Origin of the sequence: Clostridium sp. DSM 8431 (genome assembly GCF_900116755.1) — a bacterium.
Classification (GTDB): domain Bacteria; phylum Bacillota; class Clostridia; order Clostridiales; family Clostridiaceae; genus Clostridium.
The window spans coordinates 1-15,262 of sequence record NZ_FPBY01000081.1; the positions used below are offsets into that span (position 1 = coordinate 1).

18 protein-coding genes, 1 pseudogene, 1 riboswitch and 1 other annotated feature are annotated in these 15,262 nt (G+C 28.9%); of the genes and pseudogenes, 16 read left to right on the forward strand and 3 right to left on the reverse strand.

Translation table 11 applies throughout. The features are described 5' to 3' along the window. The 13 genes from BM384_RS09645 to BM384_RS09705 form a co-directional block, all read left to right on the forward strand. On the forward strand, positions 1-283 hold a 283-nt coding region (locus BM384_RS09645; protein WP_139232084.1), incomplete at its 5' end, for a transposase. Between the two features lie 350 nt (positions 284-633). After that, positions 634-2,946, forward strand: coding sequence for a PEP/pyruvate-binding domain-containing protein (locus BM384_RS09650; protein ID WP_090013205.1), 2,313 nt, complete (start codon positions 634-636; stop codon positions 2,944-2,946). Between the two features lie 178 nt (positions 2,947-3,124). After that, a complete protein-coding gene (thiS, locus tag BM384_RS09655) occupies positions 3,125-3,322 on the forward strand; it encodes a sulfur carrier protein ThiS (protein WP_090013207.1) in 198 nt (65 codons plus the stop codon). A 4-nt stretch (positions 3,323-3,326) separates the two neighbouring features. Next, positions 3,327-3,977 (forward strand): sulfur carrier protein ThiS adenylyltransferase ThiF, encoded by a 651-nt coding sequence (thiF, locus tag BM384_RS09660; RefSeq protein ID WP_090013209.1) that lies wholly within the window; start codon positions 3,327-3,329, stop codon positions 3,975-3,977. Between the two features lie 2 nt (positions 3,978-3,979). Continuing rightward, positions 3,980-4,768, forward strand: a complete 789-nt coding sequence (locus BM384_RS09665; RefSeq protein ID WP_090013211.1) for a thiazole synthase — start codon at positions 3,980-3,982, stop codon at positions 4,766-4,768. Between the two features lie 19 nt (positions 4,769-4,787). Next, positions 4,788-5,948 carry a 2-iminoacetate synthase ThiH gene (gene thiH, locus BM384_RS09670; RefSeq protein ID WP_090013213.1) on the forward strand — a complete coding sequence of 387 codons (1,161 nt, stop codon included), beginning with the start codon at positions 4,788-4,790 and terminating at the stop codon, positions 5,946-5,948. Beyond that, positions 5,935-6,501 (forward strand): thiamine phosphate synthase, encoded by a 567-nt coding sequence (locus BM384_RS09675; protein WP_175537331.1) that lies wholly within the window; start codon positions 5,935-5,937, stop codon positions 6,499-6,501. Before thiH ends, BM384_RS09675 begins: the two co-directional genes overlap by 14 nt. Positions 6,502-6,550: 49 nt before the next feature. Continuing rightward, on the forward strand, positions 6,551-6,880 hold the full coding sequence (locus BM384_RS09680) for a cupin domain-containing protein (protein WP_090013217.1): 330 nt from the start codon (positions 6,551-6,553) through the stop codon (positions 6,878-6,880). 120 nt (positions 6,881-7,000) lie between these two features. Further along, positions 7,001-7,792: a cobalt ECF transporter T component CbiQ gene (cbiQ, locus tag BM384_RS09685; RefSeq protein WP_090013218.1), complete on the forward strand. Its 792-nt coding sequence runs from the start codon at positions 7,001-7,003 to the stop codon at positions 7,790-7,792. Positions 7,793-7,805: 13 nt separating this feature from the next. After that, complete coding sequence (locus BM384_RS09690) at positions 7,806-8,639, forward strand: energy-coupling factor ABC transporter ATP-binding protein (protein WP_090013220.1); 834 nt, start codon at positions 7,806-7,808, stop codon at positions 8,637-8,639. A 59-nt stretch (positions 8,640-8,698) separates the two neighbouring features. Further along, a riboswitch (cobalamin riboswitch) is annotated at positions 8,699-8,893 on the forward strand. A 203-nt stretch (positions 8,894-9,096) separates the two neighbouring features. Next, a complete protein-coding gene (locus BM384_RS09695) occupies positions 9,097-9,840 on the forward strand; it encodes an energy-coupling factor ABC transporter permease (RefSeq protein WP_090013222.1) in 744 nt (247 codons plus the stop codon). A 1-nt stretch (position 9,841) separates the two neighbouring features. Further along, the gene (locus BM384_RS09700) at positions 9,842-10,162 is read left to right on the forward strand and encodes an energy-coupling factor ABC transporter substrate-binding protein (protein ID WP_090013223.1); all 321 of its coding nucleotides are present in this window, start codon (positions 9,842-9,844) and stop codon (positions 10,160-10,162) included. Between the two features lie 154 nt (positions 10,163-10,316). Beyond that, complete coding sequence (locus BM384_RS09705; RefSeq protein ID WP_090013225.1) at positions 10,317-11,393, forward strand: SGNH/GDSL hydrolase family protein; 1,077 nt, start codon at positions 10,317-10,319, stop codon at positions 11,391-11,393. Between the two features lie 75 nt (positions 11,394-11,468). On the opposite strand, the gene BM384_RS18505 is transcribed toward BM384_RS09705, so the two are convergent. Both BM384_RS18505 and BM384_RS09710 read right to left on the reverse strand, forming a co-directional pair. Next, positions 11,469-11,633 (reverse strand): DUF2225 domain-containing protein, encoded by a 165-nt coding sequence (locus BM384_RS18505; protein ID WP_278280910.1) that lies wholly within the window; start codon positions 11,631-11,633, stop codon positions 11,469-11,471. Positions 11,634-11,647: 14 nt separating this feature from the next. Next, positions 11,648-12,277, reverse strand: coding sequence for a DUF2225 domain-containing protein (locus tag BM384_RS09710; RefSeq protein ID WP_278280911.1), 630 nt, complete (start codon positions 12,275-12,277; stop codon positions 11,648-11,650). A 92-nt stretch (positions 12,278-12,369) separates the two neighbouring features. On the opposite strand from BM384_RS09710, the gene BM384_RS17935 reads away from it, so the two are divergent. The 3 genes from BM384_RS17935 to BM384_RS09725 all read left to right on the forward strand — a co-directional run bounded on the left by BM384_RS17935 (position 12,370) and on the right by BM384_RS09725 (position 14,628). Beyond that, the gene (locus tag BM384_RS17935; protein WP_090013227.1) at positions 12,370-12,552 is read left to right on the forward strand and encodes a hypothetical protein; all 183 of its coding nucleotides are present in this window, start codon (positions 12,370-12,372) and stop codon (positions 12,550-12,552) included. Positions 12,553-12,674: 122 nt separating this feature from the next. Next, complete coding sequence (locus BM384_RS09720; protein ID WP_090013229.1) at positions 12,675-13,670, forward strand: sugar kinase; 996 nt, start codon at positions 12,675-12,677, stop codon at positions 13,668-13,670. Positions 13,671-13,791: 121 nt separating this feature from the next. After that, entirely contained in the window at positions 13,792-14,628 is an 837-nt protein-coding gene (locus tag BM384_RS09725; protein WP_175537332.1) for an MBL fold metallo-hydrolase, read from the forward strand. Positions 14,629-14,674: 46 nt separating this feature from the next. Further along, positions 14,675-14,925 (forward strand) — a binding site (T-box leader). Between the two features lie 143 nt (positions 14,926-15,068). Here BM384_RS09725 and BM384_RS17940 read toward each other — a convergent pair. Next, a pseudogene (locus tag BM384_RS17940) lies at positions 15,069-15,262 on the reverse strand (IS110 family transposase); the annotation flags it as partial.

The window sequence follows — 15,262 nt, forward strand, 5'->3', positions numbered from 1 at the left end:
AGTTAATGCTTTTAGACACATATTAAAAGAGAAAGATATAAATAAACTAGATTTATGGATTGAAGAGTCTTTAAAATTAAATATTAGTGAAATTAAAAGTTTCGTTAATGGAATAAATCAAGATATTGATGCTGTAAAAAATGCTATTATTTTAAAATACAATAATGGATTAGCTGAAGGCAGTGTAAATAAAATTAAAGTTATAAAAAGAATTATGTATGGTAGATGTAGTTTTGAAACTTTGAGAATGAAAGTTATTAAATTGGAAAGTTTAAAAGTATGATGTTATATACTAATGATATTCAACTAACATTGGAAAGAACCAAATCATAAGTATAAAATACATCTACTACTAGAATCATAAAAAAAATTATAGTTATAGCGTAAAATGTCTATTTTATTGCATAATTTACATTTTATAAAAAGATATAGAGAAAATTTTGTCTTTTATCTATATAAATATAAAAGCAATTATTTGAATTGTCTTTAAATATTTTTTGAAATTAAAAAGATTACGAAATAAATAGAAATATAAAATAAAGAAAAGAATTGAATATTTGACATTATAAGGAATGTAATATTATACTGTTTTTGTGGATTTTTATAAGTCCAATTATTCATAGGGGGATTTTTATGTATGTAATCAATTTAGAAGAGTTGAGCAGAAAAAATATTAATTTAGTAGGAGGAAAAGGTGCAAACTTAGGGGAACTCCTTAGAAAAAAATTTTTGGTCCCAAGTGGATTTGTAATAAGTACCATTGCTTATGAAAGATATCTTAGCAGTAATGGAATTTATATAACAGAAGATGAAAAGGATAACTATTTAGAAATTCGTAAATATATTAAAGAAGGTACTTTCCCTGAAGATATGCTTAATGAAATAAAAAAAGCATATGAAAAGCTCGGAGAGAATGCTAGAGTTGCAGTAAGATCTTCACCAACAGCTGAAGATTTATTAGATACAAGCTTTGCAGGACAACAAGAGACTTATCTAAATGTTCAAAGCTTTGAAGATGTTTTAACAAGAATAAAAGATTGTTTTGCATCATGTTTTACTTATAAGTCAGTAAGATATAGAAAAGATGTTGGATATGGTTTTTCAGAAATTAAGGCAGCAGTTGTGGTGCAGGAGATGATTGAAGCTGAAGTATCAGGAATATTATTTACTGCAAATATATTAGATGGGGATAGGAAAGAGATGCTTGTTAGTGCATCATATGGCCTTGGAAAATCAGGGGTATTAGATATTATTAGTAGTGATAAGTACATATTAAATCAAACAGGAAAAGTAAATAAAAAATATATTGGAAAGAAAGATAAAAAGATAGTTTATGGAGATAAAGAAGTTATTGAGGTTGATGTAGAAGAAGAAAAGAGAAATGAATGTGTATTAAATGAAGAACAATTAAACAGGCTTTATAGAATTGGTAAGAGAATAGAAAAGATATGTATGAATTATGTAGATATTGAATGGGTATTAAAAGATAATAAATTTTATATTCTTCAATCAAGATCCATGACATCAATTAAAAGTAATATGTTTGATGATTTAACTTTTCAAAAAAATAAAAAATATCTTTCTAAAAAGCAGAAAAAAAGATTAGCAGTAGTTTTGGGGCATACGCCTTATGTATTTTATCCTTTAGATTTTCATTTGGCTCAATTAGTTGGTAATAGTAGAAAAGGAGTCTTAGGGGACGTAGGTATAGAGATTGGTGAAAATTTTATTATAGACAATAAGGGTATAGTTTCTTTGACCACTCCTAAAACTAAAATAAATACAAATATTTTTAAGTGCTTAAATGGTTTTAAGAGTTTTTTTTATGTTAAAAATAATAAAGTGTATGGAAAAAAGGCTTTAGATGAATGTAAAAAAGAATTTTATAATATAGAGAATAAATGTGATGAAGATATGACTTTAAGAGAGCGAGCAATTATATTTGTTAAGCTAGCAAATTTATTGGAGAAGATAGGTAGTACACGATTTAAATATTTTATTATACCTATGATGATTAGTAGAAAGTTAAACTTTCATTTTAGAAATAAGAAAAATATAAGTGAAGCTTATTTTGAAAAAACTCCTTATTGCATGAGTAAAATAAACTATGAAATAAAGAAACTTATTAAAAGTATATCTGAAGATGAGGATAATAGAGATAAAAAAATAGATGAGTTTTTAGAAAAGTATGGATGTGAAAGTGATTATAGTTATTATCCTTTTTCATCTATATCTTGGCTAGAAAGCAAAGAAGAATTCTGTGATGTACTAGACTTATTTTATAAGAGGCAGGATATATATAATAAGGAAACTAATAATCAAAGAGGAAATACAGAAAACTTTTTAAATTTCTGTGAGTACAATGTATATCAGGAAGAAATGAAGTATTTATGGGAAAAATGCAATTTGCTACTTAGGAAAAATTTAAAACATATCTCTAAAACATTAAATACAGATATAAAGGACTTATGGTTTTTATTTTTTTATGAACTTTTAGAAGTTTGTAATAGAGGTTTTTTATCAGAGGAAGATAATAAAAATATTAATTTAAGAAAGTTTTATAGAGAAGAAGCTGAACTTAAATGGAAAGATTTGTTTGAACTTATATCAGATGTAGATGAAAGTAATAATATACTAACAGGTATAAATGCTAGTTATGGTATTAAGAGAGGTAGAGCTTGTTTGGTTCTTGAAAAGGAAGATTTATCCAAGATAAAAAGTGGAGATATTATGATTTGTAAACATATACCGCCTGAATGGATTCCAATATTCTCAATTGCTTCAGCAGTAGTATCAGATACTGGAGGTATATTATCTCATTCAACATCTATAGCTAGGGAATATAAGATACCATTAGTTTTAGCAACTGGAAATGCAACTAGCAGAATTCATGATGGAGATGAAATATTAGTTAATGGCTCAAGGGGCATAGTTTCCTTCTGTTAGTAATACTAAAATACTAGAAGAAAGATATATAAAGAATGTGTTGACAAATTAAAGAAATAAAACTATAATTTTCAATAGAATGTGACATGTAAGGTCGCACGAAGGGGTACACCACCACGGGTGTAGTTTCCTTTGTGCGGCCTTTTTTAGTTGTTGAAAAAATATAGGGGGCATAGGTATGGTTAAAGTAAATGGTGAAATAGTAGAAAATGCAGTTGATTTATCTTTAGAAGATTATTTAAAACAAGAAAATTACACTATTTCAAGAGTGGCTGTTGAGCTTAATGGCAATATAGTTCCTAAGGCTGATTATGCAAAAACTATGATAGCCAAAGGAGATAAATTAGAAGTTGTAAGTTTTGTTGGAGGGGGCTGATATTATGAAAAATGAAGTAAGAAAGCCTTCAAGAGAAGAATTAGAAGAGGCAATGGATAAAAGATTTTCTACTGAAATATATAAAAAGCTTAAGGAAGCAAAGGTTGCTGTAGCTGGACTTGGAGGAATTGGTTCAAATACAGCAGTATGTCTTGCAAGGTCTGGCATTGGACATATTCACTTAGTAGATTTTGATACAGTGGACTTAACTAATTTAAACAGGCAAGCTTATACAATTGAACATTTAGGAAGATTAAAAACAGAGGCTTTAAAAGAGCTTTTATTAAATATAAATCCATATTTAAATATTACAACTGAAACAGTTAAAGTAACTGAAGAGAATGCTTTTAGGATTTTTAAAGATTATCCTATAGTATGCGAAGCTTTTGATAACCCAGACAATAAAGCAATACTAGTTAATACTCTTTTAGAGAAATGTCCTGATATGAAGATTGTTTCTTCTTCAGGAATGGCTGGGTATGGAAGTAGCAATGAAATTGAAACAAAAAGAATTATGAAAAATCTTTACCTTTGTGGGGATAGAAAAACAGATGCTTATAGCGGTATAGGGCTTATGGCAGGTAGAGTTAGTATATGTGCAGGACATGAAGCAAATATGGTTATAAGATTAATTTTAGGAATAGAGGAGATATAATTATGAATAAAAATGAGGATAAATTAATAATTGGAGGACATGAATTTAATTCACGTTTCATACTTGGTTCAGGAAAATATAATGTGAATTTAATTAAGGCAGCAGTAGAAAATGCAGGCGCAGAAATGATAACTTTAGCAGTAAGAAGAGCTAATACTAATAAGGATGATAACGTAAATATTATGGATGCCATCCCTGAAGGAATAACCCTTATACCAAATACATCAGGAGCTAGAAATGCAAAGGAAGCAGTAAGAATTGCTCATTTAGCTAGGGAACTTGGATGTGGTGACTTTATAAAAATAGAAATAATGAGAGATTCTAAATATCTTCTACCAGATAATGAAGAAACAATTAAGGCAACTAAGATTTTAGCTGATGAAGGCTTTATTGTTATGCCATATATGTATCCAGATTTAAATGTAGCTAGAGATTTAAAGGAAGCAGGAGCAGCTGCAATTATGCCTCTTGCAGCACCAATTGGTTCTAATAGAGGACTTGTAACTAAGGAATTTATAAAAATATTAATTGATGAAATAGATTTACCTATCATAGTTGATGCAGGAATAGGTTCACCATCACAAGCTTGTGAAGCTATGGAAATGGGAGCTGCTGCAATTATGGCAAATACAGCACTAGCTACAGCTAATGATTTACCTATGATGGCAGCTGCATTCAAATCAGCTATTGAAGCTGGAAGACTAGCTTACAGAGCTGGACTTGGAAGAGTTTTAGATAGAAAACTTGGAGCTTCTGCCTCTTCACCACTTACAGGATTTTTAAATGATTAGTAAAAAGGAGGAGAAGAAAATGGAGCAAAGAATAGATCATATGAAGTATCTTGAAGGTATGGAAGTTTTAAAAGAATCAAATATAATGGATGAAGTTATATCTAAAATGAATTCTTACGACCCTAATTCATATACTGGCAAAGATGTAGCAAGAGCTTTAAATAAAGATGTATTAAAACCAGAAGATTTTGCAGCCTTATTATCACCTGCTGCTGAACCTTTCTTAGAACAAATGGCTAGGAGGGCAAAGTTAGAGAAGGAAAAACATTTTGGTACAAGTGTATGTATGTTTACTCCTTTATATATAGCAAATTATTGTGAAAATTACTGTGTATATTGTGGATTTAACTGTCACAATAAAATAAGAAGAGCAAAACTTAACATGGAAGAAATAGAAAAGGAAATGCAGGCTATATCTAAAACAGGTCTTGAAGAAGTTTTAATTTTAACTGGTGAAAGTCGTAAGATGTCTGATATTAAATATATAGGAGAAGCATGTAAGATAGCTAAGAAGTATTTTAAGAATATTGGTATTGAAGTATATCCAATGAATTCTGATGAATATGCATATCTTCATGAGTGTGGAGTAGACTATGTTACAGTATTCCAGGAAACTTATGATTCAGATAAATATGAAACTCTACATTTATCAGGACATAAGAGAATATTCCCATATAGATTAAATGCACAGGAAAGAGCTCTTAAAGGTGGCATGAGAGGAGTTGCCTTTGCAGCACTTTTGGGACTTTCTGACTTTAGACTAGATGCCTTTGCAACAGGAATGCATGCATATCTTTTGCAAAGAAAGTATCCTTATGCTGAAATTTCATTCTCATGTCCAAGACTTAGACCAATAATTAATAATGATAAAATAAACCCAAAGGATGTACATGAAAAGCAACTTCTTCAGGTAATGTGTGCTTATAGAATATTTATGCCATTTGCAGGCATGACTATTTCTACAAGAGAAAGAGCAGAGTTTAGAGATAAGGTAGTTGGAATTGCAGCTACAAAAATTTCAGCAGGAGTAAGTACAGGTATAGGAAGTCATAGTGCAGATATTGAAGATCAAGGTGATAATCAATTTGAAATCTGTGATGATAGAACTGTAGATGAAGTTTATAATGCTATTAAAAATGAAGGACTTCAACCTGTAATGAATGATTATGTCTTCGTATAAATTAGTGGCTTTCTCTAATAGAAAGCTATGTACAGGCTCTTTATTAGAACAAATAGATATTATAGCTAAAAAGAAAAAGCCTGATATATTAGTTTTAAGAGAGAAGGACTTAAGTGAAGAGGAATATGAAGCTTTAGCTAAAGAAGTAATTAAAAAATGTGAAAAATATAATATTGAATGTATCCTTCATAATTTTATTGATGTATCCCTTAGACTTAATTATAAAAAAATACATCTTCCTTTAGAAGTTTTAAAAGGGAATAAGGATAAAATTAAGGGTTTTGAAAAGATAGGAGTTTCTACTCATTCAGTTCAAGATGCTATTTTAGCAGAAAGCTTAGGTGCAGATTATATAACAGCAGGTCATATATTTAAAACTGATTGTAAAAAGGACCTTGAGCCAAGAGGATTAAAGTTTTTAAGTGAAGTATGTAAGTCAGTTAATATTGCAGTTTTTGCTATTGGCGGTATTAATGATGAAAATAAGATTAGTGCTATAGAGGCAGGGGCAGATGGCATATGTTTAATGTCTGGCTTTATGAATATAAAATAGAGATGAAGTGTTATAATAAATAATAGTATATAAATAAGAGGGTGAAAATATGATTATTAATTATAATAATATGAAAGAAGATGTTCTAGAACATTTTAAAGGTGGAGAAAAGGCTTTAAATGCTAAAATGTTTACAGATGAAAAGAATAAAATTTTTCAAGGAAGACTAGAGCCAGGTGCAACTATTGGATTACATACTCATGAAATTGACAGTGAAATTATCTATATATTAAAAGGTACAGGGAAAGTTTTATATGATGGAGAGTATGAAAAAGTAGAAGCAGGAGTATGTCATTATTGCCCAAAAGGACATGAACATAGCTTAATAAATGATAGTAGTGAAGATCTTATATTCTTTGCTGTAGTTCCTCAGCAATAAAGTAAGAAGTTTATATAAGGGAGTTATGAAAAAATCATAACTCCCTTTTTCAGTATATAAAGAATATATTTTAAATATTATGGTATAATTGGTGTTAATCTATAAAAAGGAGGTGAAAATATGGGACATCATAAACATGATCATATATATTCCATTGACTACTATACATATATATCTGGGCTTAAACATATAAATCCATCCTTTAAAATTTTATTTGCCATTATCACTTTATTTTTATGTATTGGTCTAAATAATATTTATGCATCTATTTTTATAACAGTATCTATGGGGATATTAACAGTATATAAAGGTAAAATCAGTTTTCATAATTATTTATCCTTATTAAGCATACCTTTAACATTTATGATTTTAGCAAGTTTACCTATAGCAATAGGAGTTTCTAAGCACTCTATAGGAGATTACAATATTAATTTAGGTGTATTTTATATTTATTTAACTAAGAATAGCATATATGAAATGATTAATTTGTTATTAAAGGCTTTAGGTGCAGTAAGTGCGCTTTATATGATGACATTATCAACAAGTTCTACAGAGATTATATCATCCTTAAGAAAAATTCATGTACCTAAAATTATAATGGAACTTATGAATATGATTTATAGATTTATTTTTATTATTATGGACGTACAAGTTAAGATGAAGAATTCAGCAAAATCAAGACTTGGGTATGTAGATTATAAAACTTCTTTAAAGACTTTTGGAAGTACTTTGAGTAATCTTTTTATAGTATCTATAAAAAAGGCAGCTACGTATTATAGTGCTATGGAAGCAAGATGTTATGATGGGGAGATAAATTTTTTAGAAGAAGAAAAACCAATTAATAAAAAGTATATTTTATATGCAGCTACTTATTTTTTTATTATATTTTGTATTTTCTATTTTGCTAAGTAGTGAGGAGGACATAATGGAAAAGGAACTTATTTTAAAAGTAAAAGATTTAAGTTATACATATGGACATGAAAAAGAAGTACTTAAAGACATAAATTTAAGTATATATAAGGGAGAAAAGATTGCTGTTTTAGGGCATAATGGAGCTGGTAAGTCAACTTTTTTCTTAAATATAAATGGTGTACTTACACCTGATAAAGGAGAAATAATCTATAGAGGAAAAGCTATAGGTAAAAAGGATTTAAATAAACTAAGAAAAAATGTTGGAATTGTTTTTCAAGATGCAGATAATCAAATAATAGCTTCTACAGTGATAGGCGAGGTATCTTTTGGTCCAATGAATTTAAAAATATCTAAAGAAGAAGTTAAAGAAAGAGTATATTCTGCAATGGAATACATGAATATTACAAAATTTAAGGATAGACCTCCTCATTATTTAAGTGGAGGAGAAAAAAAGAGAGTAAGTATTGCAGATATAATAGCAATGAAACCTGAAGTAATTATATTTGATGAACCTACAGCCTCTTTAGATCCACTTAATATATCTATATTAGAAGAGGTTTTAGAGAAACTTTCTGTAGAAAATAAAACTATTATGATTTCAACCCATGATATGGACTTTGCTTATAGATGGGCAGATAGAGTTATTGTGTTTGATGATGGAAAAGTAATAGAGGATGGAGAATGTTTAGAAGTCTTAAAAAAACTTAGAAGTACTGAAAGTTCAAATTTAAAAACTCCAATTCTTCTTGATGTAGTAGAAGAGTTAAAAAGTATAAATATTATAAAAGATGAAAAAATATATCCAAGAACAGTCAAAGAGCTTAGAGATATTTTGAAAAAAATGTAGTAAATGTTGACAGAATGTTGATTTAAGTTGTAAAATAAATGTGTTTTTGGAATAGAAATAAAAATTTAAGTATAAAAGGTGCCTGCATTCTTCTTGTGCAGGATAATAGGGAAAAGAGTGAAAGTCTCTTACGGTCCCGCCGCTGTGTTAGATATAAGAATCTTTAAGGTTATGCCACTTAAGAATTTTTTCTTTGGGAAGGTGTTAAAGATTTGTCTTGAGTCAGAAGACCTGCCTTTTATACGCGATACATAATATTACGAGCGATGATATTATGTAATGGAGTCTTATTTTGTTAAAGTCAAAATAGGGTTTATTTTAGATGCTTAATTTAGTGAGTGGGAATCGCTAAAGTTAGGTGTCTTTTTTTAATGTATGAGAGGTTATAAGATGTTCTGATTTTAAATACATTAAAAAGCGTGGCATTGTCCACTTTATTTATGAAAGGAGAAGTTAAATGAAAAAACAAAGAATGCTTACTTTACTTACAGTAGTATTAATGCTTTTTGAAATAAATACTACTGCTTCAGCTATGCATATTATGGAAGGTTATCTTCAGCCTAAGTACTGTATTGCTTGGGGAATAATATGTATTCCATTTTTATATTTAGGTTTTAAATCTATTAAAAAGACTTTAGAGGAAGATAGAAAATCTATAGTGATTTTAGCCATTTCTGGTGCTTTTGTCTTTGTATTATCTTCGTTAAAAATACCATCAGTAACAGGAAGCTGTTCACATATGACAGGTACAGGTTTAGCTGCAATTTTATTTGGACCATATGCAGTAAGTATATTAGGACTTATAGTTTTGGTTTTTCAAGCTATTTTATTAGCACATGGTGGAATTACTACATTAGGAGCTAATACTTTCTCAATGGCAATAGCAGGACCTATATTATCTTATGCAGTTTATAAGTTATTAAAGAAACTTAATGTAAGCAGAAGAGTTTCAGTTTTTATAGCAGCAGCTTTAGGAGATTTATTTACATATTGTGTTACTAGTTTTCAGCTTGCAATTGCTTATCCTTCAGCAGAGGGAGGAGTACTTGGTTCAGTATTTAAGTTCTTAGGAGTGTTTGCTTCAACTCAAATTCCTTTAGCAATAATTGAGGGTATATTAACAGTTGTTATAATTATTGGTTTAGAAAAATATGCAGATGATGAACTTAAGTCTATAGGATTTTTAAAGGGGGATAAGTAATATGAAAAAAGATACAAAAACAGTATTAATATTATTAGTTTTAGCAATAGCAATTGCTGTAATTCCTCTTTTTGTTTTAAAAGGAGCAGAGTTTGGTGGATCAGATGATGCTGGAAGTGAGATGATAGCAGAAATTCAAGGTGAAGAAAGTAAGCCGTGGGCTCAGCCTATAGCAGAAGTTATGATAGGTGGAGAACTTCCAGGAGAAATTGAAAGTTTATTATTTTGTGTTCAAACTGGTATTGGAGTAGGGGTAATTGCTTTCTTTATGGGAAGACTGGTTGAAAGAAAAAAATATACTTCTAAAAATACTAATAAGTAATTAAATTAGGGATGCACTTAAATGATTTAAAAATCACTTAAGTGCATCCTTTTTGTGTATTAAATTACAAATAATGTTTACATAAAAAATGTAAAAATATATAATTTATATATAAAGGATATACTTTTTATGAAAATAAATGAGGGGGATTTTTATGGAAAAGAGAGAGGTAAAAGTTACTTGTGGTAACGTAAAGAAAATAGGAAGAACTTATGAGTATAAAGATATTTTATGGTGTGCTCTTTCTGGTAGTGGTATTGAATGTACTTTTAAAGGAAAAGAAGCTGAGGTTACTGTTATTGGGGATAATATTGCAGCATCATCTAGTGAAGAAGGAAACTATGCTCGTATAGGAATTTTTGTGAATAATAAACTTGTAGTTAGAAGCATGATAGAAGAAAAAGAAGTTACATTTAAAGTTTTTTCAAGCGAGGAAAGTGAAGAGGTAGTTTTAAAAGTTATAAAGCTTTCTGAATCACCTATGTCTACCATTGGTATAAAGAATATAAAGGTAGTTTCAGAAGATGAAGTGAAACCTACACCCAAAAAGGATAAATACATAGAATTTATTGGTGATTCTATTACATGTGGATATGGGGTTGATGATGAAGACCCAGAACATCATTTTTCAACTGATACAGAAGATGTTACAAAGGCATATGCGTATAAAACAGCAGAAAAATTAGATGTGGATTATAGCATGGTTTCTTATAGTGGTTATGGAATTATTTCAGGGTATACAGGGGATGAAAATGAAATAAATACTTCAGAACTACTTCCTAAGTATTATGAAAAGATTGGATATTCTCATGGCTATTTTGGAGGAGACTTAAAGCCTGAAGATTTAAAATGGGATTTCAATACTCATAAGCCAGATTTAATTGTTATTAATTTGGGGACTAATGATTATTCCTTCTGCAAGGAAAATTTAGATAAGAGAAAAGAATTTACTAAGAAATATTCAGAGTTTTTAAATGTAGTTAGAAAAAATAATCCAGAGTCTGTTATCTTGTGTACTTTAGGAATAAAAGGAGCAGAATTATATGGATGTATACTAGATGCCATAGATATCTATAAAGAAAATAATAATGATGAAAAGATTTATTCTATGGAATTTGAAGAGCAGACAACAGAAGATGGGCTTGCAGCTGATTATCATCCTACAGAAAAAACTAATGAGAAGGCTTCAAAGAAGCTAGTAGCTAAAATAAAAGAGATTATGAAATGGTAATTTAAATATTAAAAATAGAAAGGTAAATTTCAATGACTTAAAAATTGTTGGAATTTACCTTTTGTTATAAAGAATTTATTCTGTTTTATTTTCTTCATCAAACTTAATAGTATCTCTCATATTCCTAGCTTTTTCCTTAATTCTATAAGGAGCATTTCTACTAACGATTACATTTCCAAGCCACACAAGGGCTTCTTTTGAATTTCCTGTACGTCTATGTAATTCACCAATTAAGTACATAAGAGAATAAGAATCTAAACCATAAAATCACTACTATAAGCAATTAAAAAACCTTCAAGAGCTTTTTTAAGAAATATTTGTTCATTTGTATCATCTTCTTTTAATCTATAAATCCATGCAAGTTTTAAGCATATATAAGCCTTTGTACTATTTTTTGCTTCCATTGCAATAGCACTTAGTAAGGCAAGTTTTAATCTTTCTATAGCATTATCTTCATTTAGTATAGGAGGATATTTTTTTCCTTTCCATTGAGTGCTTACTTTAGAAACTATAAGAGGTTTTTGATGATTTTTTATTTTATCAAAGTCACCTTTTAATGCAGAATAACCACAGGTAGGGCATACCCATACATCATATAGAAGTGGATTTATTATATTATATCTCACTAAAAAATCTGAATCTCTAGATTTGATTCTAGGAGCATTTACCTTTACAGATTTTATTTTAAATGTATTTGTACATACTGGACATTGTATTTCCCTATCAAATATTAAAGTATTTATATCTATATCAGTGCTAAAAACTTTCTTTTCTTGATCTTTATTGAATTTTGATTTTTTTTCTTCTTTCTTTTTATAGATTTCCACATCTTCTATATCATTAAATCCTAGAGGTTTTAATGATGAAAATATAGTATTAAGCATAGTTACTACCTCCGAATTCTCAATTTTGTTAATTATACCATACAAAAACGACGAAAAACAACAAAAGAAAGGAGATGTTTTGTGAATAATGGATGAAAGTTGAATTTAATTTTAAAATATTTTTGGCTTTTAAAAAAATTTTACAAAAAATCAGAGTATATAAATTTGTATTCAAGTTAATATTGTGGTGCCATTATGAGATAAAAAAAGAATTTAAGGGGAAGAGTACGTTTACAGGGAAAAATGAAAAATATATGAAAGTTATTGAAATTTAAGCTGTTCTAATATATAATTGAAATACAAGTTAAAATTTCTAAATAAATTCAATAAAAAATATCATCTATGTATACAAGTTAAATTTACAATTACAAAATTTTAAATAAGAGGAGCGAAAGATATGGGAAAAATAGTAGCATTAGGAGAAATCATGCTTAGACTTTCACCACAAGGCTTTGACAGATTCTCACAAACTAAACAATTTAACGCATTTTATGGTGGAAGTGAAGCAAATGCAGCAGTTTCACTTGCAAGTTTAGGGAAAGAAGTAAGCTATATAACTAAGCTTCCAGCAAATGATATAGCACAATGTGCAATTAATGAAGTAAGAAAATATGGAGTTGATACTAGAGATATAGTTAGAGGCGGAGATAGAATGGGGTTATATTTCTGCGAATATGGACATTCAAAAAGAACTTCTAAAATAGTTTTTGATAGAAAAGATTCAGCTATAGCTAAAGCAGAACCATCAGATTTTAATTGGGACAAGATATTTGAAGGAGCAGAATGGTTCCACTTCTCAGGAATTACTCCAGCACTTTCTGAAAATTGCATGCAAATAACTTTAGATGCTGTGAAGGCTGCTAAAGCAAAAGGCTTAACAGTAAGTATAGACTTAAACTATAGATCAACTTTATGGTCAGAAGAAGATTTTGGTAAAGCAATGAAAGAAATCTTACCATACTGTGATGTTACTTTAGGAAGTAAGGAAGAATCAGAATTAGCTTTAGGATTACCACAAAAATCAGGTAAGAGCAGTGAAGATATAATGAAAGCTATGGTAGATACTTATGGACTTAAGTATTCTACAGCAATTGTTAGAACTGTAGTTGGACCTGAAGAAATCAAGGGATGGACTGCATGGTCATATGATGGAGAAAACTTCTACAAAGCTAAAGAATATGATATAAATGTTGTTGATGAAATTGGTGGAGGAGATGCATTTGCGGCTTCATTCATTTATGCTGCATCTTCAAATATGTCTAGCCAAGATATCATTGAATTCGCAACAGCTGGTTCATGCTTAAAATACACTATGATGGGTGATGCAAATCTTTCATCAGTAGATGAAGTTTTAAGACTTATGAAAAATGGATCAGGTCAATTAAGCAGATAATTTAAATTATCATATAAAAAAATCCAAACAGAAAGAGTGCCTAAGAAATTAGGTACTCTTTTGTTTTATAAGTTTTAAAATGGTATTATTATACTATAAAATAATTTTTTTGGGGGATTGTATGAGAATAGTTACATTATGTGAAAATAGAGTGTTAGAAAGTAGGTTAAAAGCCATGCATGGCTTGTCTTTATACATTGAAACAAAGGGGCATAAGTATCTTTATGATGTTGGACAAGAGGATATATTTTTAAATAATGCAAAAATTTTAGGCGTAGATTTAAAAGAATGTGAAAAAGTAATTATAAGTCATGGGCATTATGATCATGGTTTAGGATTAGGTAAAATTACTCATCTATTAAATAAAGATAATTTTATTATTAATAAGAATGCATTTAAAAATAGAGTGAGAATTAATGAAGATAGAACTGTGAAAGATTTAAGTATATTAAGCGTATCTGATAATATATCAAGTTTAGGACAAGATATGCATGAAAGTTTTGAAATTGCAAAAGGGGTTTGGTGTATATGTAATGTACCTATTCCTAAAGATTATGTTAGAACTGATAATGGATTATATGTAGAGGATGAGAATGGAAAATTCATAGAGGATTATTTTGAAGATGAAATAAGTTTAGCAATAGAAACTAAAAAAGGTCTTGTAGTTATATCTGGTTGTTCTCATACTGGAGTTATAAATATATTAAAGGAAGCTAAGAGAGTTACTGCTTGTCATAATATAGATACTTTTGTAGGAGGAATGCATTTAGTAAAGGCTTCTGAAAATCAGATATTACAAGTATCTAAAGAACTTTTAGATTTAAAGGTTAAGAGACTTCTTATTGGACACTGTACAGGAGTTAATACAATAGCTTTATTACAAGAGAAGTTAGGAGATAAAATAGAAATTATTCATAATTATGTTGGATTTGAGTTTGGAGATAGCGCTTTAGAATAGATAAGTATTGACAAAAAAAGAGCAAAAGTTTAACATATATGTAAAAGTAAGTGCGATGAAAAGGCAAAGTAATATAGTAAAGAGCTACAGAGAGCTGTTGGTTGATGGAAAACAGTACTTGGATCTATATGAAAATCTCCTTTGAGCAGTCAAACTGAAATATTTATAAGTAAGTTTGAACGTTTAACATACGTTATAGTGTTTTATATTTAATAAAGATATATAAATTTGAGTGGCTGATATTATGCAGCAATTAGAGTGGTACTGCAGAGTGTTATTTATACCTTTGTCTCTTTTTAGAGGCGAAGTTTTTTTTAAGGTATAGACCAGTTATACAAAAAAATAAAAAATTTTAAAAAGTAATTTTTTAAAAAAGGGTACACTTAATAAACCATTACTATTTTACGAATAATGGACAAGAGTGAGTTTTAAATTATATGTTATATTACTTCGTGTAAATTACTATTTAAATATAATTTTTTATGTACTTCAGGTAATCGTAATTCAAAGGGCTTTTTATCCCTAAGTATTGCAAAAAAGTGGTTAATTAATTTGTGCATTATAGCTCCAATAGCTACTTTTTTAGGTTTTGATTTAATTAACTTATTGTAGTATTCAAGCAAAACAGGATTAG